The organism is Desulfovibrio legallii (assembly GCF_900102485.1).
GTDB classification, from domain to species: domain Bacteria; phylum Desulfobacterota; class Desulfovibrionia; order Desulfovibrionales; family Desulfovibrionaceae; genus Desulfovibrio; species Desulfovibrio legallii_A.
The window spans coordinates 178,066-202,539 of the sequence record NZ_FNBX01000001.1; the positions used below are offsets into that span (position 1 = coordinate 178,066).

The following is a 24,474-nucleotide window of genomic DNA, read 5'->3' on the forward strand; positions in this document are numbered from 1 at the left end:
CATGGCGGACGCACTCCATCTGGACGACATCGCTTCCCCGGCGCAGCTCTGCGGCCTGGACGACGCCGAGCTGACCCGCCTGGCCGCCGAAGTGCGGGAACGCATCATTGACGTGGTTTCCCACAACGGCGGGCACCTGGCGCCCTCCCTGGGCGTGGTGGAGCTGACCCTGGCCCTCTTTGCCACCTTCAACCTGGATAAAGACAAACTCATCTGGGACGTGGGCCACCAGGCCTACGCCCACAAGCTGCTCACAGGCCGGGCCAGGCAATTTCACACCCTGCGCAGGCTGGGGGGCATTTCCGGCTTTCCCCGCCCGACGGAAAGCCCCTACGACCACTTCGGCGTGGGGCACTCCTCCACGTCCATTTCCGCAGCTCTGGGCATGGCCCTGGCGCGGGATCTGGCCGGGCTCCGGCACCATGTGCTGGCCGTCATCGGCGACGGCTCGCTCACGGCCGGCGAGGCCCTGGAGGGCCTCAACCTGGCCGGGCACATGGGGCGGCGGCTCATTGTGGTTCTCAACGACAATGAGATGTCCATTTCGCCCAACGTGGGGGCGCTTTCCCTGTTTCTCAGCCGCACGCTCTCCCGCCGCTGGGTGCGCCAGACCCGGCGCGAAGTGCTCAGATTCCTGCGCTCCATCCCGCGCATTGGGCAGAAGCTGGCCGTATACGCCCAGCGCGGCGAATGGAGCTTCAAGTCGTTCTTTACGCCGGGCATGCTCTTCGAGGCCCTGCGCTTCACCTACATCGGCCCGGTGGACGGGCACGATATCCCGGCCTTGCGGCGGCACCTGCAGATGGCCGCGGCCATTGAAGACGGCCCGGTGCTGCTGCACGTGCGCACCCAAAAGGGCAAAGGCTACGCCCCGGCGGAGCAAAACCCCACCCTCTATCACGGCGTAGGCCTCTTTACGCCGGAAACGGGCAAGCCCGTGGCCAGCAAAACCACCGTGCCCTCGTTTACCGCCGTCTTCAGCAAGACTCTGGTGGACCTGGCCGAGCGCGACGACAAGATCATCGCCATCACGGCGGCCATGCCCGAAGGCACGGGCACGGACCGCTTTCGGGCGCGCTTTCCCCAACGCTTTGTGGATGTGGGCATCTGCGAGCAGCACGCCGTTACCTTTGCGGCCGGGCTGGCCAGTCAGGGCTTCAAACCCGTGCTGGCCGTCTACTCCACCTTCCTGCAGCGCGGCTACGATCAGGTGGTGCACGACGTCTGCATCCAGAGCCTGCCCGTGACCTTCTGCCTGGACCGCGCCGGCCTGGTGGGCGAGGACGGCGCTACGCACCACGGGGCCTTTGACATCGCCTACCTGCGCCATATTCCTAACATGCGTCTGCTGGCCCCGCGCGACGAGGACATGCTGCGCCACGCCCTGCGCACAGCCCTGGACCTGCGCGCGCCCTGCGCCCTGCGCTACCCGCGCGGCGCGGGCTTCGGCGTGCCCTTTACGGGCGAACCCCGCCTGCTCACCCCCGGCAGGGGCGAAGTGCTGCAGGAGGGGGAAGGCCTGGCCGTCATTGCGGCGGGCAGCCGCGTCCACCCCGCCCTGGAGGCCGCCGCCCAGGTGGAGCAGGCGCAGGGGGTGCGGCCGCTGGTCTTTGACCCCATCTGGCTCAAACCCCTGCCGGAAGAGCAGCTGGCCGACATAGCCCGCCGCTTTGACCGCATCCTGCTGGTGGAGGAAGGCGTGCTGGCCGGGGGCTTCAGCTCCGCCGTGCTGGAATACTGGAACGACGCCGGGCTGTTGCGCGGCCAGCGCATCAAGCGCGTGGGCCTGCCCGACGCCTTTGTGGAACACGGCAACCAGCTGCGCCTGCGCGAAATGGTCGGCCTGTGCAGCGGCAACCTGGCGGCGGAAATGCTGGAGCTGCTGCGCGCCCAGCTGTAGAGCGCCTTTGCGCATATGCACTCTCAAAGGTTACGACACGCGCGTTCCGGCGCTTGGCAGCGAAACTGAATTGCTGCGCCTCCACGGCGCAGCGTCCGCTCACGCAGCCGTCATAGCATTGCAACGTTGCCATGCCGTCGCGCGCGGACCCGGCCGCGCACAACGGGCCTTTCCCTTGCGGCGCGGCTTTACCTGGCGGAGCAGCGTGAAAAAACCTGGAAAATTACAAGACAACCTATCAAAAACGGCGTCCAGGAAAGAGATTTCCTTACAAACCATCTGTAATTTTTGCTATTCCTGCCGGCAATAATAACCATGAGCACAATTTTTACAAAGAATATTGCTTTTTATGTGCAGAATCAGTATGTAAGGTTCAGTTATGGCGTGTCGTTCCGTCCTGCTTGCCGACGGAATGTGGGCCTGATGCCGATGCGCCGCCCCAAGGCGGAAAGACGCTGTACGGTACGTCTTCCCTGTCAGGAGTTCAAACCGTGAAACATCTGCTTGTTTTTTTTCTTGGACTGACGTGTTTTTTCCCCTCCCTCGCCTGCGCGGCCGAGCCCGCCGCATACCCGCCGCCTCCACCCGCAGGGCAACCCTTCAGCGTTACAGACACCGTTTATGGCGTGCTGCGCACGCACCGGAACCTGCGCGGCATGCAGGAAAACCGGCAGGCGCTTGAACACGAGCTGGATCGCGCCCAGGCCGGTTTCGGCCCCAAAGTGGACGTGACCGGCCGGGCCGGCGGCAGCGTGCTGAGCGATTCCACCACCCGCAGCGAGGATCTGGATTCCCAGATGTGGGGCCTGGTGGGCGTCAGCGCGCAGCTGGTGCAGCCCATCTGGGACGGATTTGCCACCCGCTCGCGGGTGCGCGCGGCCCGCGCCACGCTGGAATCGGTCAAGCACCGGGTGTTTGACACGGCTACGTCCCTCTCGCTGGACGGCATTATCGCCCACATTGATCTCTTGCGCCGCCGCAACATTCTGGCCCTCTCGGAACGCAACGTGGCCCGCCACAAAGCGCTCGTCTCCCAGGCGCAGGACCGCGCCAGCCTCGGAGCGGACACGGCGGCCGACGTGACGCAGGCCCAGTCCCGCCTGCAGCGGGCGCTCTCCAACCTTTCCGAGGCCAAGGCCGCCCTGCTGGTGGCGGAGGAAACCTACACCCGCCTTACGGGCCTGCCCGCCGCGGGCCGCCTTCAGCCCGTCCCCATGCCGCCGGAGCTCTATGCCGGGCCCAAGGACGCCATCGCCCAGGCCGAGCAAAGCAACCCCAAACTGGCGGCCTACATGCAGGATATCCGCGCCTCGCGCGGGGAACGCGAACTGGCCGACGCGGCCATGTACCCCACTTTCAACCTGGAGGCCGGCCCCAACTATACGGACCGGGGCGGCTCTACGGATCGCTGGGTCTACAGCTTTGACGTGCTGGGCGTCGTGCGCTGGAATATCTTCAACAGCGGGGCGGATGTGGCCGAACGCCGCGCCGCCGCCGCCCGCGTGCGCCAGACCCGCCAGACCATGTACAACTTCATGGACGAGCTCAAGCTGGATGTGGAAAGCACCTGGACCAACTACCTGGCCGCGCAGGAACAATTCAAGCATTATTCCAAGGCCATAGAATACAACCAGTACACGCGCTCCGCCTATGCCGAGCAGTTCCAGATCGGCCGCCGCAGCATTCTGGACGTTCTGGACGCCGAAAGCGAGCTCTACAATTCCGCCACGCAGGCGGAAACGGCCCACGGCAATATCCTGGTGGGCGCGTACCGGATGTGCGCTCTTACCGGCAAGCTGCTGCCGCAGCTTTCCATAAATACCGCGCCGCTGGCCAAAGCGCCGCCCAAGGACAAGGAAGACCCGCGGGAAGAATTCGCCCCCGGCTGGTTCAACTGATTGCCCCCAGCAACACGCAAAGCGCCTGAAGCGGACCCGCTTCGGGCGCTTTGCATGTTGACGGCCCAGCGCAGCCGACGGGGGGAGGAACAAGGCGTGCATAGCCCGACCGCGTTGGGCGTATGGGCTGACAACACAGGCCACGGCGTGTCTGCAGCCCCAAAGCAAGCCCCCCCTACCCCTGCCAGTGTTGCGCTGCCCTGCGCTGTCCCGACACCTTGGGCCCATCCGCCGCACGCCGCCTGAGTCCCCAGCTGCGAGTTCGGACCGGATTGACAGATTGCGTTCCTTGTTCAATACTTATTGAATCTTTTTTTCCTGGCCAGCTTTTGCGTCCCGACAGTTCGCACTCAGGCCGGTCATGAAGACCCTGCCGCCCGACGCCAGTTTGTTTTTGTACACCGACGGTCTTAACGAAACCATGAACGCCCGCCAGGAAGCCTACGGCAACGAGCGCATGCTCCGCCTGCTGGCCGGCCTGCCGCGCCGCTATCCTGAAGCCCTCATTGCTTTGACGGCCAGAGCCGTGGCCGCCCATACCGGCGGCGCCACCCCTTCCGACGATCTGGTCATGCTCTGTCTGCACTTTCGCGGCAACGCAACCCCCAGGGAGACCGCATGCTGATCCCCTTCCGCCTTCTCCGTTCCCTTTGCGCGGCCCGCGCCTTCCGTTGCGTTGCGGCGCTGGTTCTTGCGCTGTCTGCGAGCGGCATTTTTGCCCCCGCCCCCGCGGCCGCACAGGAAAAAACCTGTCGCATTGCATACCTGGAGGCCGGCCCTTTCTGGCTCTACGCCAAAACCCTGGCCGCCTTCAAAGCTGCCCTGAACGGACCGCAGGGCTGCCGCATCCTCTATCCGGAAGACCTGCACGTCAGCCTTGGCTGGCGGGGTTCGCCTCAGGATCTGGAGGGCCAGGCCCGCCGCCTGTTCGCCGCCGGGCCGGACCTCATCCTGGCCGCAGGCACCGACGCCGTGCGCGCTCTGCTGGCGGTTAACGACGGCCGCACCCCCATTCTGGGGCTGGCCCTGGCAGACCCGCTGGCCGCGGGCTTCATGAAAGCCCCTGCCCAATCCGTGGCCCCCAACTTTACCTGCGAGGTGGTGCCCGACCGCTGGAAAAACATGTACCGCGTCTTCCACGACGTCATCGGCTTCAAGAAGCTGGGCGTCATGTACCCGGCCGGCCCTACCGGCAAAGTCTACGGCGGCGTGGACGACGCCCTGGCCGTGGCGCAGGAGGCCAGCTTCAGCGTACTGGAAGCCGTCATCCCCGACGAATCCGCCGCCGCCTGCCGCAAAGGCATTGAAGATCTGCACCAACGCGGGGCCGACGCCTTTTTTATCGGGCCGCTGAACTGTTTCGACTGGTCCTCTGCGGACCCCACCCCCCTGCTCGACCTGCTGATCAGCTATGGCATGCCCACCTTCGCCAGGGACGGATCCATTTTTGTGCAGGGGGGAGCCCTCATGGGCTTTTCCACCTGGGATTTTTCACCTACAGGCCGCCGCCTGGCCCAGGCCGCCATGCGCATCCTTTCCGGCACACCGCCCGCGCAGGTCCATCTGACAGGCACAAGCGAACCACTCATTGCCCTCAACCTGGAAACGGCCCGCAAGCTGGGCTTCAACCTCCCCTTTGACGTTCTGGTGGTGGCTGATGAAATCTATGCAACCACGAGCAAGCCGGACCTGCGCTGAGGCCATTCCGGGGCTTTCCCGCCGGGGAATCCGCCCCGGAACGACCCTGGCCCAGGTTTTGCAGTCCTCTAGAGCAGATTAACTTTGAGAACAAGCATTCTCAAAGTTTACGGCACGCTCGTTTCGGCGCTTAACAGCGCAAATAAATTGCGCTTACGCCTCCACAGCGGGCGTCTGTTCACGCAGCCGCCAGGGCATTTCAAAGTTGCAATGCCCTATAAACCGACATCGCCCCGCCAACTTTGTTGCCACCTCGCGAACGGCAAAGGATACCCGACCATGCGCATCCTGATCCTGAGCAAATACGACATCCAGGGCTGCTGCAATCTCAACCAGCTCTTCGCGCTGCTGTCGCCCTGCCACAGCCTGCGGGCGCTGCTTTCCGACGACCTGCTGCCGGAGGAACGCGGCAACCCCCACGCCGATTGCTGCACCTGGCATGACCGGGACTTTCTGAAAAACGCCTTCTTCCCCCTGCTGGATCAGGCCGCCCCGCCGGCGGACGCGGCCCTGCTGACCTTCCAGGGCCTGGAGCGCCGCTACAACACGCCCGTGCGCCTGCTGGAACACGGCCGCCACAACGACCAGATGCTGGCCGCGCTGGAAGAGTTCCGCCCCGATCTGGTCTATGCCTGCCGCTTTGACTACATCCTGCCCGCATTCGTGCTGGAGCGCATGCAAGGCCGCTGCATCAACACCCATTCGGGGCCCCTGCCCCAATGCCGCGGGCCCAACGCCTCTTTCTGGGCCATGCGCCTGGGCTACAGGCAGACAGCCTGCTCCCTGCACCGCATCACGCCCCACATCGACTGCGGCCCGCTGCTGGCGGGCGTGCCCGTGCCCCTGGACTACAGCCGCTGTCTGTTCTGGAACCGACAGCGCATCTACCGGGCAGGCATTGCCGCCTTCGGCACCGTGCTGTCCCGCCTGGCCAAAGGCGAACAGCCGCCGGAGCGGGAACAGAATCCAACGCTGCGCCGCTACTATGCCTTCCCCGATGCGGCCGCCTTTCAGGCCTTCACAGAGGCAGGCAAAAAGCTATACGATGCCGCAAGCTACCTGGAAATTCTGGCCCGCTTTCTGCCTTCCGCCGCACCTGGGCCCCAGCTGCCCGGCGGGAGCCTTGCAGCATGGTACGCCGCGGCCTCACGGGAGGCGGGGCTGCATGCCCTGTGCGCGGCCCATCGTGGAGTGTACGCATGAATACAGACTTCAGCATCCATAACGTCCTGACCGGCAACGCCGCCGCCAAGGCCTGGCAAGGGTGAGGCACGCTGACGCCGGGAAGAGGGCCGAAAGGGCCTAGCCCTCCTGCCGGAACTGACGGTAGGTGAGGTTGAAGCGCTTCATGCGCAGGCCCATGCTGCGGCGGGTCAGCCCCAGGATCTCGGCCGCCCTGGTGGTATTGCCCCGGCACCGGCGCAGGGCCTCCACCAGCATGTCGTATTCAATGGACGCCAGGCGGGATTCAAGGCCGGGGCGCTCGCTGCTTTTGCCATCGGGCTGCTGCAGCTCCAGCGGCAGATCGTGGGCGTGCAGCACACTGTCGTCCGCCAGGATCACGGCGCGGTGGATGACGTTCTCCAGCTCCCGCACGTTGCCCGGCCAGGAATGCCGCAACAGCATGCCCATGGCCGAGGCCGCGATGCCCGTGATGTTCTTTTCCGCCTCCTGGGCGTACAGGGCCAGAAAATGCTCGGCCAGGGCCACCACGTCGTCCCCCCGCTCCCGCAGGGGCGGTATGGTGAGGGGGAACACGTTGAGCCGATAAAAAAGGTCTTCCCGGAAGGCGCCCTGGGCCACCATGGCCGCCAGATCCCGGTTGGTGGCGGCAATAATCCGGATATCCACGGGGATGCTGACGTTGCCCCCCACCCGCTCAAAGCGGCGCTCCTGCAAAAGGCGCAGCAGCTTGGCCTGCACGCCCAGGGAGAGCTCGCCCACCTCATCGAGAAAAATCGTGCCGCCGTCGGCGGCTTCAAACCGCCCCTTGCGAAAGCCCGCCCCGGTGAAGGAGCCCTTTTCGTGGCCGAAGAGCTCGCTTTCCACAATGCTTTCCGGCAGGGCAGCGCAATTGCACTTGATGAAGGGCCCGCCGGGCGTAAGCCCGCCGTAGTGCAGGGCGTTGGCCACCATTTCCTTGCCCACGCCGCTTTCCCCCAGGAGGAGCACCGTGGTGCGCGTGGGCGAAACCTTGCGGATAAGGTCGTACACCGCCTGTATGGCGCGGGAGGTGCCGATCATGTTGGAAGGATGGAAGCGCTCCTTGAGCTCGCTGAGCAAAAGGCGGGTGCGCTTTTCCCACTCCACCCGGTCCACATGCTCCACCAGGTACAGCTCCACGGCGTGGGCCAGCATCTGCGCCATAACCGTAAGCACGTCCACATGCTTGCGCAGGGCCGCGTCGCTGGCGTACAGGCGGCTGGCGCTGATGGCCCCCAGCACCTTGCGCCCCAGGGCAATGGGCACGCAGATGAAGGACATGCGCTTGTCCGATTCCAGGGCCACGCTGCCCGTGCGGTTCAGAAACGCGGGCTCGTCGCCGATGGCGCGCACCACCATGGGGCTGGCCGTTTCCACCACCCGGCCGATAATGCCCTCGCCCAGGTGGTACACGCCCCGGTCCTGCTCCGAAGGCGTCATCCCCACGCTGCGGTAAACAAAAACATGCCCCGATTCCCGATGCAGCAGGCTGATCATGCCCCGGCGCATCCCCATTTCGTGCTGCATATAGGCCAGCAGGCGGTCCAGGGCGGCCACGATGTCGTCCTGCTCCGCAAGCAGCCGCCCCACCTCCAGCAACAGGGCAATAATCCGGCCCCGGCAGGGGTCCGGCGCGCAGTGGGCGTCAATAACGGTAGGGGAACACATGGGGGAAAATCCGGATTGAAGGATGCCGACGGCTCAGGCCGCCTGCCGGCGCGCTGCCGGTCTGTTGCCCACAGTACGCCGGCCCCGGCCTCAGGCATAGTACTTCCCGGTAACTTCCAGGAAGGTGATCTCCACTACCGCCGTCATTTTGAGCATGTTTTCAGGAAACGTTTTGCCCACATGCTGCGGCGTATACTTGGCCACCAGCGCCTCCAGCGCGCGGATCTTCTTTTCCCGCGCCTCCACCACCGTTGCCGTGCCCAGGACGATGACGCTCTGGTAGGCCGTATTGGTGTCGCAGGGCGTTTCCGCCTGCAGGTAGCTGTGCGGGCCCGCCGTCTCAAAACAGACGCGCGGATTCTCCCGCAGATTCTGCAGCCTGGTCCCTTTGGCCAGACCGTGAATATAGATGCGCCCTTCCAACAGCACAAAATGCACGGGCGTCACATAGGGGAAGCCCCCCGCCCCCACGGTGCCCAGATGCCCTACCTCCGCCGCGCGCAGCAACGCCGCCGTCTGCGCTTCGCTCAACTGGTGTTCCCGCATCCTTTCCTGCATGGTCCGCTCCTTTGTGTGCGTGTACTGTCAGCGTAAAAGCAAGAGGCGCGCCGGGCAAGGACGGACCGCCCGTCCTTACCCGGCGCACGTTGCGCAGGTAGCTTCTTGCAGCACGCCGCGCGCAATTCCCCCCGCTCTGGGCACGGGGTAGCGCGCAGGCGCAGCCGACAAATTTTTCAGTTGGGCCAGGTAGGCGGCAGGCAGCCCCCGCGCCGCCGCGCCGGAAAGAATATAGGCCAGATACTCCCGGCTGGGCGGCACAGGCGGGCCCTGCACGTCCTTCTTATACAGCACCGCCGCATGCCTGCCGCCGCTCGCGTCCAAGAGCCGCACCGGATAGTGAAAATACACGCCGCCACCGTCCAGGCGCGCGCCGCACCAGATGTCCAGGCTGGCGGCGTCGCCGAAGGTGAGCTCGTAGAGCACGCCCCAGACCTCGCGCCCCGGCGCGGCGACCACGGTTTCCATACCGCCGTCCCAGACGCGGTTTTTGCCGAAAAAAGCCAGCGTGTGGTCCGAAAGCCGCGCCACGGTCACCATCCGCGGGGTTGCGCAACGCGCGCCTATCTGCTCCGGGTGCATGTTGGATGCGTAGGCGAAGCAGTACTGTCTGTCTGGCCGTCCATAACGCGTAAAAGCCGTGGTAATGTCCATGACGCCCCCTTCCGGAGCCCGCGGCATGCCGCCTTCTGCTCCGCCTTAGTGCTCCGCCCTGTTTGCCCGCCCTGTTTGCCCGCCCTGTTTGCCCCGCCGCCCGCCGGCGGCAGGCGGCCCCGACACGCGAACTCACCCCACCGCCGCCGGGGGGCGGCCTGCCACGGATTTTTGCTTCCGGCAAGGAAGAAGAAAATTTTTATGCAGGGAGTGGACTTTTATGGTCCTCGACCGGAATAAAAATTCCTTCTGACGCCGCCGGGACGCCACCCCACCGCCGCCGGGGGGCGGCCTGCCGCGGATTTTTGCTTCCGGCAAGGAAGAAGAAAATTTTTATGCAGGGAGTGGACTTTTATGGTCCTCGACCGGAATAAAAATTCCTTCTGACGCCGCCGGAAGCAAAAAGCCGCGCAGGCCGCTACCAGACGTTGAGGATCCACTCCTTATTCTTCTTATATTCCATGTCGGTAAACAGGGTATTGGCCATGTTTTCCGCCAGCCAGGTGGCCCCGGCGTAGCCCATGACGGGGTAACGGTAGAGGCCGGCGCGATCGTAGGTGGGAAAGCCCACGCGCAGCATGGGCACGTTGTTGTCCATGGCGGCCCAGCGGCCCTTGGAGTGGCCCAGAATGAGGTCCAGCTCCAGCTCCTTGCGCTTGAGGCGGCCGTCCAGCTCCCAGAGGTCGGCGTTGGTGACCACGGTCATGTTGAAGTCCACTTTCTCCACCATTTCTTTGAGGCGCGGGTCGTCCGCATAGTGGGCGTTGTCGTCGCCCAGGAGCAGCAGCACGGGCTTCATTTCCAGATCCAGGCAGAACTGGGCCAGGCCGATGACCAGATCGGGATTGCCGTAAATGGCCACTTTTTTGTCGGCCAGGAACATGTGGGTCACGTCGGTAATGGCGTCGATGGCCACGCCGCGCTCGTGCACCAGGGCCGGGGTGATAGGCTTGCCCGTGAGCTGCTGCACCCGCTTCAGAAAGACGTCCGTATTGCGGATGCCGATGGGCGTGGGGCCGATGACGGTGGGGAGGCCGAATTCCTTTTCCAGATAGGTCGCCGCCCTGCCGCCCTCGTAGCGGTTGAGGGCGATAGTGCCCACGGCGTTGGCCGTGCCCTGCAGATCCGCAATGGTGGTGCTGCCGTGGGATTTGCCGGTCTTGTCCGGCAGGAGGGGCGAATCGAAGCTCTCTATCTCAAACAGCACGGTGGCGTCCACGTCCATAAGGCTGAGCAGGTGCTTGAGCTCCTTTACGTCGCCGGGGTTGACCCAGCCGGTAAAGAGGTTGAGCTTGCCGTTGGGTTCGCCCTTGGCGGCGAAGTGGGCCACGATGTCGTGCACGGCCACGTCGTAGCCGCTGATCATGCTGCCCACAAAGCTGGGGGTGTGGATGGGGATGAGGTGCACCTCGCGGTCCGGATACTTCTCTTTGAGCAGGCCGTTGTTGAGCTTGGTGACCACGCCGTCGATATCGTCGCCGATGACCTCTGTGGAGCAGGTGCTGATGATGGGCACCACCTTCACATCCGGGTAGCGCATAAGCAGCACGTCCACGGCCTGTTCCACCCGGCCCGTGGCGCCGAACACCGCGCCGTCCTCGTGCACGGAAGAGGAGGCGATTTCAAAATTGTCCTTAAAGTGCTGGGCAAAGAGCAGACGCACAAACATGACGCAGCCCTGGCCGCCGTGGACGATGGCGATGCAGTCTTCAATACCGATGCTGGCGTACTGCGCGCCGCAGGGCTGACAGGTAAAGATGGGGTTGATGATGCCGGCCCGTTCCTTTTCCATTATTTGACACGACATGGCATATCCTTTTTAAGGCCGGGCCGTGCGTCGCCGCACCCGCCCCGGCGCTGGCCCGGCGGCGGGCCGCCGGGCCGGTTGCGGGACACTGCCCCGGACGCCGCGCTGCTGCGCGGGCGCGCGGGTCAGTATTTGGGGTCCGTCAGTTCCTGGTTCAACGAACCGTGGATGGTCAGGTAGTCCAGCCGTTCCTTGGTCGCGGACATAAGTTTGCGGATCTCTTCCGCGCCCATGGCCCGGAGCCAGGCGTGCTGCTGTTGCAGATTTTTGGCCATGATGACCGCGTCCACCCAGTAACAGCGGTTTTCCGGCGTGCTCAGGTCCGGGGTTTCACCGCAGAGGATCTGCGTGGTCTGGCCCATGACGCCCGCATTCTGCCGCTCCCGGTCCCAGGCGCGGGAATGGAACTGCCAGAGGCATTTCTTCATGATGTAGTCGATGATGGCTTCAACCTGTGGGTTGGTGGCGCTTCCGTCTGCCATGCTCATCCTCCGCGCGGTTTACACCGCCTCTGAAAGGGGTTCGGGATAAGGCGGATACTCCTTGCCGCGCAGGGGCGTGACACAGTCGTATGTGCCCGTGTATTCCCGTTCGCCGTTTTCGTCTGTAATGTCCCTGCCGCAGACCAGCTTCTGGGTCATGAAGCCGCAGTCCAGGGGGAAGTCGTCTTTGCTGATGTCTATGCCCGAAAGCTGGTGGATGGGCGAATACACGGCGTTGTAGATATCGCGGGCAAAGCGCACCCAGCCCTCGTAGCCCTTCCAGGGGCCGTTGTGGTAAGCATGGGCGTTGAGGTAGGGCACGCGCACTTTTTTGGCCACCTCGCCCGGCCGCACGCCGGTAAAGATGATGTCGGGCTTCCAGTCCTCCATGGCTTCCAGGCCTTCCAGCTCGTTGGGGTCGTCGATGGCCAGGGTGCCCGGTTTGACGCGGGCCACGCCTTTTTCAAAGTCGCCCTGGTGGCCGAACTTGGAGTAGATGGAAACCACATCCAGGCCCATTTCCTTCTCAATGATGTGGGCCCAGTGCCAGAGCTTGGAGCCGCCGGGCCAGAGGCAGACCTTCACGCCCTTGAGCCGTTTGGCGTACCAGTCGAATTCCGGCTTCCAGCGGGCTGTCTCTTCGTCGATGATGGCCTGAGCTTCTTTTTCCAGGCCGAAGAAGAGCGCCACCTTCATGAGGGATTCGCTGAGCATCTCAAAGCCGAAGCCGTCGATATCCAGCCGAGGGATGCCGTAGCGCACGCGCAGCTCGTTGCAGATGTATTCTGCGGAGCGGGCGCACTCCAGCACATTGAGCTGAGCGCGGTGCATGGAGCGCAGGTCGTCGTAACGGCCGTTGCCCGTGAACACGGAAAGCACCTGGATGCCCATGCGCCGGAAGTAGTCGCACATGACTTCCACGTCGCCCTGGATATTGTAGTCGCCCACATAGTTGATGACGTAGCGGCTCTTTATCTCCGGCTCAAAGGTGCCCACCTTCTGGTTGATCCAGGCAATGTTGATCTTGTGGTGGCCGCCGGACTGGCTGGGCCCGGCAAAGCCCGGAGAATTGCAGACAAAAATGTCCACATCGGGCATTTCGTCCATAATTTCCTGGGCCAGGGCGTTCATGTCATCGCCGATAAGGGCCGAGGCGCAGGTCTGGTAGATGGTCATGCGCTTGATGTGCGGGAAGGCCCTGAAGGCCTCTTTGATGCTGTTGCGCAGCTGGTCTTCAGCGCCGAAGACCACATGCTTTTCCTTCATGTCCGAAGCGAAGGTGTACTTGAGCTGGAAGTTGCCGTCGTCGCTGATGTAGCGCTTGGTCTGCCAGGTATCGTAGGTGCAGCCCACGGGCCCGTGGCAGAGGTGGATCACGTCCTTCATGGGCGTGCCGATGACGTGCTTGGCCCCGCAGAAGGCGCAACCTCGCTCGGAAATGGTGCCGGGGATGGTGTTGAGGTAGCCAAGGGGCAGACAGGAAGTCAAATCCTCGCCCTCGCCCTTGACCACGGCGTGCTGCTCCCGCTCCGGGATGCATTCGCTGCATTTAAAAAGATGGTATGGCATGGGGTAATCCTTTGTCCGGGCTTTACGCTATGGCCGCTTCGCCCGTTTCGCCCGTGCGCACGCGCAGGGCGTCTTCCACCGGGCAGACGATGAGCTTGCCGTCGCCGATGTCGCCTGTCTGGTTAACTTTGATGATGGTGTCCACCACCTTGTCCGTCATGGCATCGGGCACCACGATGGAGAGCAGGCGCTTGGGCACATAGGGCATGCCCTTGAAACTGCCCAGGCCCCGCACGATGGGGCTGATCTGCACGGCCACCTCGTCGGCTATGCCCCGCTGCTTGCCGCGCCCCAGCACGGCCACGGCGCTCATGCAGGGGAAGCCGAGCCGGTCCAGGGCCTTCCTGGTGGCCGTAACCTTGTTGGGGCGGATAATGGCGATGACTTCCTTCATGGCCGCCCCCTACACGCCTTCCGCGCCGGTGCGGATGGTGAAGACCCGCTCCACCGGGCTTACAAAAACCTTGCCGTCGCCGAAGTTTCCGGTCTTGGCGTGCTCCTGCACCAGCTGCAGCACCTGATCCACATGTTCGTCCTCCACCACCAGCATGAGCAGATTTTTGGGCAGCTCGTCGTAGTGCATGCTGCCGCTGTCCAGCCCTTTCTGTTTGCCGCGCCCGAAGGCCTGAACCTTGGTCAGGGCCACGAAGCCCGATGCGGCAAGGCCTTCCACCACCGCTTCCGTGCTTTCCGGACGTATGACAGCGCGTACCATTTTCATGGGCGGCTCCTTGTGTTGTATTAAACGTAAAAAGTGCGACGCGCGTTTCCGAGGCAGCGGCCGGGGCCGCCGCTCAATCGGTAATGCCGTACTTGACCACCATAGACTCCAGCTGATCCATGGACAGCGGCTGGGGGATGACAAAATTCTGGTTGTTGATGATTTTTTCCGCCAGGATGCTGTATTCCTGGGCCTGGTTTTCAGTAGGGTCGAATTCGGTGACGGTCTTTTTGTTGAACTCGGCCTTCTGCACCACGTTGTCGCGCGGCACAAAGTGGATCATCTGAGTGCCGATGGCGGTGGTAAACTCTTCCAGAAATTCCTTTTCCTTATCCACGTTACGGCTGTTGCAGATGATGCCGCCCAGGCGCACGCCGCTCTGCTTGGCGTACTTGAGCAGGCCCTTGCAGATGTTGTTGGCGGCGTAAATGGCCATCATTTCACCGGAGGCCACGATGTAGACCTCCTGCGCCTTGCCGTCGCGGATGGGCATGGCAAAGCCGCCGCAGACAACGTCGCCCAGCACGTCAAAGAAGACGAAATCCAGGTCGTCCGTATACGCGCCCTGGTTTTCCATAAGATCAATGGCCGTGATGACGCCGCGCCCGGCACAGCCCACGCCGGGTTCCGGGCCGCCCGATTCCACGCAGAGAATGTCGTGGAAGCCTTTTTTCACCACTTTGTCCAAGGTCACCTTTTCCGCGCCCAGGGCGCGCAGGGTGTCCATAAGGGTCTCCTGCGGCTTGCCGCCGAGGATCAGGCGCGTGGAATCCGCCTTGGGATCGCAGCCGTGGATGAAAATCTTTTTGCCGTGAAAATGGGCCATGGCCGCCGCCGTGTTCTGGGTGGTGGTGGACTTGCCGATGCCGCCCTTGCCGTAGATAGCGATCTTGCGAGGCATATGCGTTCTCCCGCCGGGGTTCCGGCTGTTGGGGTGGTGCGGGCGTGGTCTGCGCGCGCCCTGTGCCTTCCCCTTGTGCATGCCCTGTGCCAGCGCCGGCATTGCAATATAATCCTTTTATACCATGATGTTACAAATTCTTCCTCACCAAGGCGCGTACCGGCGGGAACGGAACCCGGTTTATTTCGTACTTTGGCGTACTTTTCATATTTATTATATAAAACCAGTATGCTATACTATCACGGTTTTTATTTTTCGGGATCGGCAGGAGGCTCGCGAAGGCAATGCAATACACTAAAATATAAGGATTTAATCCCAAAAAAGCGTGCCGGACCAACGGTCGCGGTCCGTCGTTCGCCCGGCGTACATTCCCCGCGGGTTATGGCGGGCGAACGCAAGGAGGGCCGCCCAGCCTGGGGCCGCCCGGCCGTGATTTGCGCCGCAAAGCCGCGCCTGAAGCCGACGAGGCCCAACGCTCCGGCGGTGACGCACGTTTTTTGCAACCCTTGCGGACGGCAACCAGAAAAGAAGGGCGCGCGCACGCGCCACACATCCGCAACCGGAGGAAAACGCTTATGACGGGATTGCTGGACACCACGCAGATGGCGGTTTTGCACGACGCCGCAGGAGAACTGGCCGCGCCGCCCACGGCCGCTGAGGTGCGCGTTTATATGCGCGGGAAAGGGGAATGGGCGGAAGCGGCGCGCCATGCGCTGACCTTGCCCGGCGACGCAGGCCTGGAGGAGCTGCGCAGCCAGGCCCGGCTGCTGGCCACCCGGTTGGGCAGTTGCCGCATTGTGGTGGGCGCGGAAGACCCCGGCAGCCTGTACGGCATTCTGGATCAGCAGGGCTTTGCCGTCTGCCTGCTGGATCGGTTTGATCCACGCGCGCTGGAGGGCATCCGCCACGGCCTGCTGGCAAATCTGCGCCCGGCCCCGGCAACGCCGCCGCGGCCTGCCGCAAGCCGCCCCCACGCCATGGCTCCGGGCCGCTTTTTTCTGGACATGGCCGCAGCCAAGGAAACGGACCCCCTGTTCACCGCGCGGGAGGCCATCCTGGTGTTTATAGAAAGGACGCCGTTCACCCATCTGCAGATCAAGTGCGAGCACGCGCCGCGCTGGCTGGAGAGCTTTGCCCTGGTCACGGGGCTCGTGCTGGAAACGGAAGCGCTGGAATCCGGCCTGAAGCTGCTGACCCTGCGTCAGCCCGCCGGACGCGACGAAGCGGCGCTGGTGGGGCAAAAATGGTATGATGCGGGGGGCTGCTCCTGCGGCGGATGAAGGGGCTGCCCGCAGGGGGAGGCTGCGCGGCTGCTTCCCATCCGGGCGCAACAACCGCAGATCCGACAACCTGAATCTGTTCCCGCGTACCGTGGCCGGACAGGTGCAGCGCGCTGACAGGGCATTTCAACTTTGCAATGCCCTGGCGGCTGCGTGAGCAAACGCCCGCCGTGGAGGCGTAAACGCAATTTATTTACGCCGGCAAGCGCTGAAACGAGCGTGCCATAAACTTTGAGCAGGTATATTCTCAAAGTTAATCTACCCCAAGGGCACGGCAATTCCCCCTCTGCCGCGCGCAACCGCCTGGGCGCTATAACGTCAGATACTCCTCCCCCATGCTTGGGGAAAATCTTCCGGCCAGGGCACGCCCGGCGCGCCCTCTGACCAGAGTAAAGTTTTTTGAGGGATGGGGGGTGTGGGGGGAAGGGAACTTTTGTTCACAAAAGTTCCCTTCCCCCCACAAAAAAGCCACTCTACCTCCTCGGCCAGCCAGCAGCGCTCAAAAATTCCTTTTCCCCCACAAAAAAGCCACTCTACCTCCTCGGCCAGCCAGCAGCGCTCAAAAATTCCTTTTCCCCCACAAAAAGCTACTCCACCTCCTCGGCCAGCCAGCGGCGGAAGAAGGCGTGGCCCGCGGCGCGGGCGGCCGCGCCCAGCTTTTGGGCGTCGGCGCGGATGGCGCAGGGGTCCAGCCCGGCGGCGGCCAGCTCGCAGCAGTGGCCGATGAGCCAGGTTTCCATCATGGCCGGATCCATTTCCGCATGAAACTGCAGGGCCAGCTGCCCTTTGCCGGGCCGGAAGGCCTGGTGGGGCGTGAGCCTGCTGGAGGCCAGCAGCGCGCCGCCCTGGGGCAGGTCAAAGGTGTCGCCGTGCCAGTGCAGCACCGGCGCGCCCGCCAGCTCCGCCAAGGGGCCGCTCATGCCCGCCGGGGTCAGCTCCACGCCGCCCCAGCCTATCTCCTTGGCTGGTCCGGGGTAGACGGCCGCGCCCAGGGCCGCGGCCATAAGCTGCGCCCCCAGGCAGACGCCCAGCAGGGGGCGGCCTGAGGCCAGGCGCGCTTCCACCAGGGCCTGCTCCTCCGCCAGGAAAGGATAGCGGTCCTTTTCGTTCACGCCGATGGGCCCGCCCAGAACCACGGCCAGGGCCGCGTCGCGCCACACGTCGGGCCCCAGGGGCACCACGCCGGCCTGCACATAGCTTACGGCGTAGCCGGCCTGTTCCAGCGGTTCCACAAACGCGCCCAGAGATTCAAAGGCCACATGCTGCACCGCCACACACCGTTTCATAGGACATCTCCACAGGTGATGAGAGGGTTGGGGAGCCGGCGGCAGGCCGCTCCGCAGGTCATGGGGGGGAAAGGAGAGGCGGCCCGCGCGACGAACTCCGGGGCCGTCGTTCTTATAAACCGGATTGTTGCGGCAAGGCAATCGTCCGCGGCGAGGCGATTTTTCTATTGCTACTTTTTAAATTTTTGTGCTATCAAGGCTGCAGCGCTCGTCAATGCAGCGCCCCGGGACGCCCTTCGTCACCTTCAACCTCAGGAAGCCCCCATGTGGAAGAACTGTTGCGCCGCCCTTGCCCTGCTGCTCTGCATGAGCGCCCAGGCCGAGGCCCATTTCGGCATGGTCATTCCCTCAACGTCCACGGTTACAGCCAAGAAGGACGCCGCCCTTAAGCTGGACATCGCCTTTGCCCACCCCATGGAACTGCAGGGGATGGACATGGCCGCGCCCAAGGCCTTTACCGTCACCCACGACGGCAAAACCCAGGACCTCAAGGCGAATCTCAAGCCCGCAACCCTGATGGGGCACAAAGCCTGGCAGGCCGCCTACGCCATAGCCCGCCCCGGCGTGTACCAGTTTGCGGTGGAGCCCGTCCCCTACTTTGAGCCCGCGGAAGACACCTACATCGTCCACTACACCAAGACCGTGGTGGCCGCCTTCGGCGAAGAAGAAGGCTGGGGCGAACCCATTGGCCTCAAAACGGAAATCGTGCCCCTGACCAGGCCCTTTGCCAACTATGCGGGCAACGTGTTCCGCGGACAGGTGCTGCTGGACGGCAAGCCCGTGCCCGGCGCGGAAGTGGAAGTGGAATACTACAATAAGGACAAACGCTACGCGGCCCCCAACGAGCTGTATGTGACCCAGGTGGTCAAGGCCGACCAGAACGGCGTGTTCGCCTTCGGCGTGCCCTGGGCCGGCTGGTGGGGCTTTGCGGCCCTGAACACGGCCAAGGAGACCCTGGACTACAAGGGCACGGCCAAGCCCATTGAGCTGGGCGCCGTGCTCTGGACCAACTTTGCCGCGCCTGTGCGCAAGTAACCCTTCTCCGCCGACCGGCCGGGGGCGCACAGCCCTCGGCCCGCCGCAAAAAGGCGCGATCATGCACATCGCCGAAGGCGTCCTTTCCCCTGCCGTGCTGCTTACGGGCTACGCCCTTACCGCCGCGGGCACGGCCGCAGGCCTGCGCCGCCTGGACTACGACCGGCTGATGACCGTGGCCATCCTGGCTGCGGCCTTCTTTGTGGGCTCGCTCATCCATGTGCCCATCGGCCCTTCCAGCGCCCACCTCATCCTCAACGGGCTGCTGGGGGTCATTCTGGGCTGGGCCGCCATTCCCGCCATCCTGGCCGGACTCGCCCTGCAGGCTCTGCTCTTTCAGTTCGGCGGCTTCACCGTGCTGGGGGTCAACACCTGCACTATGGGCTTTGCGGCCGTGCTCTCCTGGTATGTCTTCCGGGGGTTGTGCCGGCTTATGCCCTCGGCCGCGGGCCGTCGCGCGGCGGCCTTCTGCTGCGGCGCGCTGGGCGTGCTGGCGGCGGCCCTGTTCACGGCCCTGGCCCTGAGCGCCAGCGACGAAGGCTTTGCCGCCGCCGCCCGGCTGCTCTTCCTGGCCCATCTGCCCATTATGCTGGTGGAAGGGCTGATCACCATGTTCACTGTGGATTTTATCGCCAAAGTCCGGCCAGAGCTGCTGCGCCTGGCCGCCTGACCTTCCGCCGGAGAAGACTATGCCGCTGTGCCGCATTCTGCGTTTCCCGTTCTTGTCCGCCGCCTTCCTGGTCGGCTTCCTCTCCCTGTTTCTGCTCGCGCCGGAGCAAAGCCTGGCCCACAGGGTCAACGTCTTTGCCTGGACCGAAGGCCCGCAGGTAGCCGTGGAGTGCGCCTTCAGCGGCGGCAAGAGCGTGCGGCAAGGGCTGATCACGGTTTTTGACGCCGCCACCGGCGAAAAACTGCTGGAAGGCCGTACGGACGATGAGGGGAATTTCCGTTTTGACGCGCCGCCGCAGGGCCGGGCCCACGGCCTGCGCATCCGCGTCAACGCCGGGGAGGGGCACCAGAACGAATGGGTTCTGGACGCCGCCGACCTGGCCGCCACAGCGCAACCCACGGCACAGGAGGCGGCGGTTCCTGCCCCGGCCGCCGCCTCCCCCGCCGCTCTTCCCGCCGCTGACGCCGCCCCGGCGGCCAGGGCCGACGCAGCTGACGCGGCCCCGTCCGGCGGCGCTTCCCCGGCGCTCACGCCGGAGGCGGTCCGGCAGATCGTGGACGCGGCCTTGGAACAAAAGCTCGCCCCCTTGCGCCGGGATCTGGCCCAGCTGCGGGCCCAGGGGCCGCGGCTCACGGAAATCGTGGGCGGCATCGGCTGGCTGGTGGGCCTGGCCGGGCTGGGGCTTTACTTCAAAGGCCGCCGGGGGTAATGGCGGGAAGGTGTTTGACCAGCCCTTTGTCCGCCCTTCGCCTCTGCAGGGCGTGGACCCACGGGTGCGCCTGGCCTGCGCCGGGCTGTTCGCCGCGTGTCTTGCGCCTTTGCAGTCCCTCACGGCCTGCGCCCTGGGCCTTGCCTTGGGCTGCGTTCTGCTGGCTGCGGCCCGCCCGCCGCTGCTGCCCCTGGCCCGCCGCCTGGGTGCGGTGAATATTTTTATCCTTTTTTTGTGGTGCGTCACGCCCCTGACCATGCCCGGCCCGGCTCTGGCCCAGTGGGGCGTCTTCACCGTCACGGTTCCCGGCGTGCGCCTGGCCCTGCTGGCAACGCTCAAATCCAACGCCATTGTCTGCGCCTTTCTGGCCCTGGCGGCTACCATGGACGCGCCCACGGCCGGGCACGCCCTGGAGCGCCTGGGCTGCCCGCCCAAGCTCGTCTTTTTGTTTCTGTTTACGGCCCGCTATATCCATGTGCTGGCGCAGGAGTGGCACGCCCTGCTGGTGGCGGCGCGGCTGCGCGGCTTTCGCCCCCGCAGCGACCTGCGCACCTACCGCACCCTGGCCTCCCTGCTGGGCCTTTTGCTGGTGCGCAGTTATGAACGCTCCATCCGGGTGCGCGAGGCCATGCTGCTGCGGGGCTTTACCGGGCGCTTCCGCTCGGTGGCGGTTTTCCGGGCCCGTCGGGGGGATGCGGTCTTCGCCCTGGGGCTTGCGGCCGCGCTGTCGGCAGTGCTGCTTATGGAAGGCCTGGGGAGGACGCATGGCTGATCCGCACACGACGCCGCAGGCCATCTTCAGCCTGACGGATGTGCACTACGCCTACGGGCAGGCAACGGAAACGCAGGAAGTGCTGCGCGGGGTGGATTTTGCCCTCTATCCGGGCCAGCGGGTGGGGCTCTACGGCCCCAACGGCAGCGGCAAGACCACGTTTTTCCGCTGCATCACCGGCCTAGCCAGGCCGCAGCGGGGCGCAGTGCGCTTTCACGGCCGCGAGCTGCGGGACGAAAAGGATTTTTACGCCCTGCGCTGCGCCGTGGGCTTTGTGCTGCAGCACGCTGAAGACCAGCTTTTTTTCCCCACCGTGCTGGAAGACGTGGCCTTCGGCCCCCTAAACCTGGGGCTTGCGCCCGAAGCCGCCCGCGAACGCGCCTTGGAGACACTGCACCGCCTGGGTCTTGCGGGCTTTGAACAGCGCCTGACCCACCGCCTTTCGGGCGGCGAAAAAAAACTGGTCTCCCTGGCCACGGTGCTGGCCATGCGGCCCGAAGCCCTGCTCCTGGACGAACCCACCAACGGCCTGGACAACACGGCCCGCGAGCGCATCATCCAGATCCTGCAGGGGCTGGACACGGCGCGGATAACTATCTCTCACGACTGGGATTTTCTGGAGCGCACCTCCTCCCAGTACCTCACCATCGACCAGGGCCGACTGGACACCTGCGCCCCCTCCCTGGCCCACGCCCATCTGCATGCCCACCCGCTGGGCAATCGCCCCCACGACCACGGCTGACCCCTGGCATTTTTTTTTAAGGCGGTTTATGCTGCTCAGCAGTTCCACGCACATAAACCGCCAGATCGCGGTTTCATGCCCGCGCGCCGGGCCGTGAAACTGCTCTCGGCTTCGTATGGCCGGAGTCCCGTACATGCCAGACCAGCCTTGCCCGCCGCAGCGCCTCATCATCCAGATGGATTCTTCCGACGCCATATGGGAATGGCACGTGCCTTCCGACCGCCTGTTCCTGAGCCTGGGCGCCCGGCGCAGGCTGGGGCTGGAGGAAAATCCGCCCTGCAGCATGCAGGAGTTTCTGGCCCTCTGCCCGCTGGAGCGCCTGGTGCATGTGCTGCAGGTGCTGGAAAACGTGCTCTGCGGCCTCAGCGGCCCGCACATGGAGTGCATCTTTCCCATGCACGACAAGCTGGTGCGCTGCCAGCTGCTGGTGGTAGAGCGCGATAAAGCCAGCCGCGCCGTCCGCGTGGTGGGCAGCACCTGCGTCATGGCGGGATCGCGGGCGGAGTGCCAACGCCAGCCCGCGGCCGCGCCCGCAGACCAGGCCCCCCTGGAGATCAACCCGCCCCACGACGCCAACCGCCTGCTCATGGCCCTCAACGCCACGGGCGACGGCCTTTGGGACTGGGACGCGCGCACCAACGAGGTGTACTACAGCCCCACCTACCTCAGCATGCTGGGCTACAACCCCGGCGACTTAGCCCCGGTACTGGACGCCTGGACCGAACGAATCCATCCCGACGACTACGACGACATCGTGCCCCCCCAGCTGCACATGGCGGCCTCGCCGGAGCCGGGCGACACCTTTGCCTATACCTACCGCATGCGGCGCGGGGACGGTTGCTGGGCCTGGATCCTCTCGCGCGGCTATGTGACCCACCGCGACGCCCTGGGCCGGGCCACCCGCATCATCGGCCTGCACACGGACATCAGCGCCAGCCAGGGCGACAGAGCCAAACTGGAGGATATGATCCGCAACGATCCCCTTACGGGACTGCGCAGCCGCACCTTCTACAATATGGAGACGGACCGCCTGGAGCAGCAGAACGTCCGCCCCGTGAGCGTCATCGTCACCGACGTCAACGGCCTCAAAATGGTCAACGACTACCTGGGCCATCCCCAGGGCAACGCCCTGCTCTGCCGGGCGGCCATTTTTCTGCGCACCAACCTCTCGCCTTCCTACTGCGTGGCCCGCATGAGCGGCGACGAGTTCGCCGCCCTCCTGCCCCACTGCCAGCCGGAAGAGGCTGAGGAAATCGTGCGCGGCCTGCGGGAAAGGCAGGAGGAATTTAACGCCGCCACCCCCGACGAGCCGCCCACCCTCATGTCCATCGGCTGCGCCTGCACGACCAGCCCGGAGGTTACCGTCAACCAGACCCTGGCCAATGCCGACCGCGCCATGCTGCGCCACAAGTTCGCCACCCGCACGGACATGCACCTGCGGATAAAAAAATGGATCGAAAGCCATCAGCAGGTGACCGTCAGCCTGAACGACAGCCGCTACAACTGACCGCAGGCCGTTTTTTGCCCCGGCCTGCCCCACCCGACCGCCCAAAGCCGCGCCGGAAGCGGATATGCCCTTGACGCCGCCCGACCTTTGGGCCAAACTGCTCTCATGCCATCGGAAGACAACCCTCCGCCTACACCCTTGTCCCGCTTTCCGGCTGCGGCCCGGCCCCAGCCGGAAGCCGCCGCGGCTCCCCTGCGGGACACGGCCATTGCACCGCACGCCGGCTTTGCCGCCCCTGCGGCCCTTGCAGCCGACGCTGCCGCGGCAGCTGACTTTCCCCCGGTAAGCGAACCAGAAAGCGGCCAGAAGCTGCTCCAGTTTCTTCAGCGTCGCCTGGGCCTGCCCCAGGCCATGCTGCACCGCTGGGTGCGCACGGGGCAGGTGCGCGTCAACGGCGGCCGCTGCAAACCCTTTACCCGCGTCAGCACGGGCGATGCCGTGCGTCTGCCGCCCTTTGCCCTCAGAATGGCGGCGGCGGAAGCCGCGCCGGACGCGCCCGCCCTGGGTGCGCCCGCGGAAACGCCGGAAGGCGCGTTGCCCCCCCTGCTGGGCACGGACGGCTACTGGTGGGTTTTCAACAAGCCCGCCGGGCTTCCCACCCACCCCGGCAGCGGCCATGAAGACAGCCTGGCCACCCGCTTGGCCCGACATTTTTCCACGGCCCCCTTCCGGCCCACCCCCGCGCACCGGCTGGACAAAGACACCTCCGGCGCACTCCTGGTGGCGGCCTCCTACGAAGCCCTGGTCGCCGCCCAGGAGGCCCTGCGCTCCGGCGAGATGGTCAAGGAATATGTGGCCTGGGTGCAGGGCCGCTGGCCCTATGAGGATCTCCGCCTGCTGCGCTGCCACCTGCGCAAGGAAGGCCCGCAAGGGCAGGAAAGGATGCGCCTGACGGCTCCGGGCGCGCACGGCGCGCGGGAGGCCCTCTGCCTGGCGCGCCCCCTCTGCCTGCGGCAGGAAGAAAGCCTGGTGCAGGTTCGCCTTATTACGGGCCGCACGCACCAGATCCGGGCGCAGCTCGCGGCCCTGGGGCACCCCGTGCTGGGCGACGGCAAGTACGGCCCGCCGGGCCGAAACCGGCCGCTCTGCCTGCATGCCCTGCGCCTGACCCTGCCGAATGGGCGCGCCTTTGCCTGTCTGCCCCCCTGGACCGGGCCGCACGCCCTGGCCGCCCCGCCTGATCCTTTGCCGCCCAATGCGGCTGCGGCCCCGGCCCAGCCGCCGTCCGTCCGCGCTCCCGCCAAGGCGGCGTCCGCCGCGCCCAAGGCCGCGGAAGGCCCCTTTCCCTTGGGCGAGAAGCATGGTATAAACCCGCCCTTGCAGTAACGCCCCCAAAATATGACCCGGTTCCGCCCCGGGCACGGCGGCTCCGCCCGCGCCCGCCGCGCGGCGGACGCTCCGGCCCCGGACGCGC

23 protein-coding genes are annotated in these 24,474 nt (G+C 65.0%); 13 read left to right on the forward strand and 10 right to left on the reverse strand.

Annotated elements, in window-relative coordinates:
- Nucleotide 1: 1 nt before the first annotated feature.
- The 5 genes from dxs (at nt 2) to BLS55_RS00795 (ending at nt 6,699) form a co-directional block, all read left to right on the forward strand.
- Complete coding sequence (dxs, locus tag BLS55_RS00775; protein ID WP_092152424.1) at nt 2-1,900, forward strand: 1-deoxy-D-xylulose-5-phosphate synthase; 1,899 nt, start codon at nt 2-4, stop codon at nt 1,898-1,900.
- 491 nt (nt 1,901-2,391) lie between these two features.
- A complete protein-coding gene (locus BLS55_RS00780; RefSeq protein WP_257243076.1) occupies nt 2,392-3,798 on the forward strand; it encodes a TolC family outer membrane protein in 1,407 nt (468 codons plus the stop codon).
- 361 nt (nt 3,799-4,159) lie between these two features.
- Nucleotides 4,160-4,423 (forward strand): SpoIIE family protein phosphatase, encoded by a 264-nt coding sequence (locus BLS55_RS00785; RefSeq protein WP_092152425.1) that lies wholly within the window; start codon nt 4,160-4,162, stop codon nt 4,421-4,423.
- Entirely contained in the window at nt 4,417-5,496 is a 1,080-nt protein-coding gene (locus BLS55_RS00790) for an ABC transporter substrate-binding protein (RefSeq protein ID WP_092152426.1), read from the forward strand. The genes BLS55_RS00785 and BLS55_RS00790 overlap by 7 nt, the downstream gene beginning before the upstream one ends.
- A gap of 279 nt (nt 5,497-5,775) precedes the next feature.
- The gene (locus BLS55_RS00795; RefSeq protein WP_180365355.1) at nt 5,776-6,699 is read left to right on the forward strand and encodes a formyltransferase family protein; all 924 of its coding nucleotides are present in this window, start codon (nt 5,776-5,778) and stop codon (nt 6,697-6,699) included.
- A 99-nt stretch (nt 6,700-6,798) separates the two neighbouring features.
- Here the strand turns inward: BLS55_RS00795 and BLS55_RS00800 are convergent, their stop codons facing one another.
- The 9 genes from BLS55_RS00800 to nifH form a co-directional block, all read right to left on the reverse strand.
- Nucleotides 6,799-8,367: a sigma-54-dependent Fis family transcriptional regulator gene (locus BLS55_RS00800; protein WP_092152428.1), complete on the reverse strand. Its 1,569-nt coding sequence runs from the start codon at nt 8,365-8,367 to the stop codon at nt 6,799-6,801.
- Nucleotides 8,368-8,457: 90 nt separating this feature from the next.
- Nucleotides 8,458-8,925: a pyridoxamine 5'-phosphate oxidase family protein gene (locus BLS55_RS00805; RefSeq protein WP_092152429.1), complete on the reverse strand. Its 468-nt coding sequence runs from the start codon at nt 8,923-8,925 to the stop codon at nt 8,458-8,460.
- 75 nt (nt 8,926-9,000) lie between these two features.
- On the reverse strand, nt 9,001-9,579 hold the full coding sequence (locus BLS55_RS00810; protein ID WP_092152534.1) for a gamma-glutamylcyclotransferase family protein: 579 nt from the start codon (nt 9,577-9,579) through the stop codon (nt 9,001-9,003).
- Nucleotides 9,580-9,997: 418 nt separating this feature from the next.
- Entirely contained in the window at nt 9,998-11,386 is a 1,389-nt protein-coding gene (anfK, locus tag BLS55_RS00815; RefSeq protein WP_092152430.1) for a Fe-only nitrogenase subunit beta, read from the reverse strand.
- 125 nt (nt 11,387-11,511) lie between these two features.
- Nucleotides 11,512-11,868, reverse strand: a complete 357-nt coding sequence (gene anfG / locus BLS55_RS00820) for a Fe-only nitrogenase subunit delta (RefSeq protein WP_092152431.1) — start codon at nt 11,866-11,868, stop codon at nt 11,512-11,514.
- Between the two features lie 18 nt (nt 11,869-11,886).
- On the reverse strand, nt 11,887-13,437 hold the full coding sequence (gene anfD / locus BLS55_RS00825) for a nitrogenase iron-iron protein, alpha chain (protein ID WP_092152432.1): 1,551 nt from the start codon (nt 13,435-13,437) through the stop codon (nt 11,887-11,889).
- 22 nt (nt 13,438-13,459) lie between these two features.
- Complete coding sequence (locus BLS55_RS00830) at nt 13,460-13,831, reverse strand: P-II family nitrogen regulator (protein WP_092152433.1); 372 nt, start codon at nt 13,829-13,831, stop codon at nt 13,460-13,462.
- Between the two features lie 9 nt (nt 13,832-13,840).
- Nucleotides 13,841-14,158 carry a P-II family nitrogen regulator gene (locus BLS55_RS00835; protein ID WP_092152434.1) on the reverse strand — a complete coding sequence of 106 codons (318 nt, stop codon included), beginning with the start codon at nt 14,156-14,158 and terminating at the stop codon, nt 13,841-13,843.
- Between the two features lie 73 nt (nt 14,159-14,231).
- A complete protein-coding gene (gene nifH / locus BLS55_RS00840) occupies nt 14,232-15,059 on the reverse strand; it encodes a nitrogenase iron protein (protein ID WP_092152435.1) in 828 nt (275 codons plus the stop codon).
- 575 nt (nt 15,060-15,634) lie between these two features.
- On the opposite strand from nifH, the gene BLS55_RS00845 reads away from it, so the two are divergent.
- Nucleotides 15,635-16,339, forward strand: coding sequence for a Fe-only nitrogenase accessory AnfO family protein (locus tag BLS55_RS00845; protein WP_092152436.1), 705 nt, complete (start codon nt 15,635-15,637; stop codon nt 16,337-16,339).
- Between the two features lie 587 nt (nt 16,340-16,926).
- Here the strand turns inward: BLS55_RS00845 and BLS55_RS00850 are convergent.
- On the reverse strand, nt 16,927-17,625 hold the full coding sequence (locus BLS55_RS00850; protein ID WP_092152437.1) for a glutamine amidotransferase: 699 nt from the start codon (nt 17,623-17,625) through the stop codon (nt 16,927-16,929).
- 264 nt (nt 17,626-17,889) lie between these two features.
- Between BLS55_RS00850 and BLS55_RS00855 the strand changes: the two genes are divergently transcribed.
- The 7 genes from BLS55_RS00855 to BLS55_RS00885 all read left to right on the forward strand — a co-directional run bounded on the left by BLS55_RS00855 (nt 17,890) and on the right by BLS55_RS00885 (nt 24,386).
- Nucleotides 17,890-18,660 carry a DUF4198 domain-containing protein gene (locus tag BLS55_RS00855; RefSeq protein WP_092152438.1) on the forward strand — a complete coding sequence of 257 codons (771 nt, stop codon included), beginning with the start codon at nt 17,890-17,892 and terminating at the stop codon, nt 18,658-18,660.
- 61 nt (nt 18,661-18,721) lie between these two features.
- Nucleotides 18,722-19,330 carry a cobalt transporter CbiM gene (gene cbiM / locus BLS55_RS00860; RefSeq protein WP_092152439.1) on the forward strand — a complete coding sequence of 203 codons (609 nt, stop codon included), beginning with the start codon at nt 18,722-18,724 and terminating at the stop codon, nt 19,328-19,330.
- Between the two features lie 19 nt (nt 19,331-19,349).
- The gene (locus tag BLS55_RS00865) at nt 19,350-20,039 is read left to right on the forward strand and encodes a hypothetical protein (RefSeq protein WP_092152440.1); all 690 of its coding nucleotides are present in this window, start codon (nt 19,350-19,352) and stop codon (nt 20,037-20,039) included.
- A 10-nt stretch (nt 20,040-20,049) separates the two neighbouring features.
- A complete protein-coding gene (cbiQ, locus tag BLS55_RS00870; protein WP_092152441.1) occupies nt 20,050-20,811 on the forward strand; it encodes a cobalt ECF transporter T component CbiQ in 762 nt (253 codons plus the stop codon).
- Nucleotides 20,804-21,553 (forward strand): energy-coupling factor ABC transporter ATP-binding protein, encoded by a 750-nt coding sequence (locus BLS55_RS00875; protein ID WP_092152442.1) that lies wholly within the window; start codon nt 20,804-20,806, stop codon nt 21,551-21,553. The genes cbiQ and BLS55_RS00875 overlap by 8 nt, the downstream gene beginning before the upstream one ends.
- A gap of 133 nt (nt 21,554-21,686) precedes the next feature.
- Complete coding sequence (locus BLS55_RS00880; protein ID WP_092152443.1) at nt 21,687-23,060, forward strand: GGDEF domain-containing protein; 1,374 nt, start codon at nt 21,687-21,689, stop codon at nt 23,058-23,060.
- Between the two features lie 138 nt (nt 23,061-23,198).
- Nucleotides 23,199-24,386: an RluA family pseudouridine synthase gene (locus tag BLS55_RS00885; RefSeq protein WP_257243077.1), complete on the forward strand. Its 1,188-nt coding sequence runs from the start codon at nt 23,199-23,201 to the stop codon at nt 24,384-24,386.
- Nucleotides 24,387-24,474 lie beyond the last annotated feature (88 nt).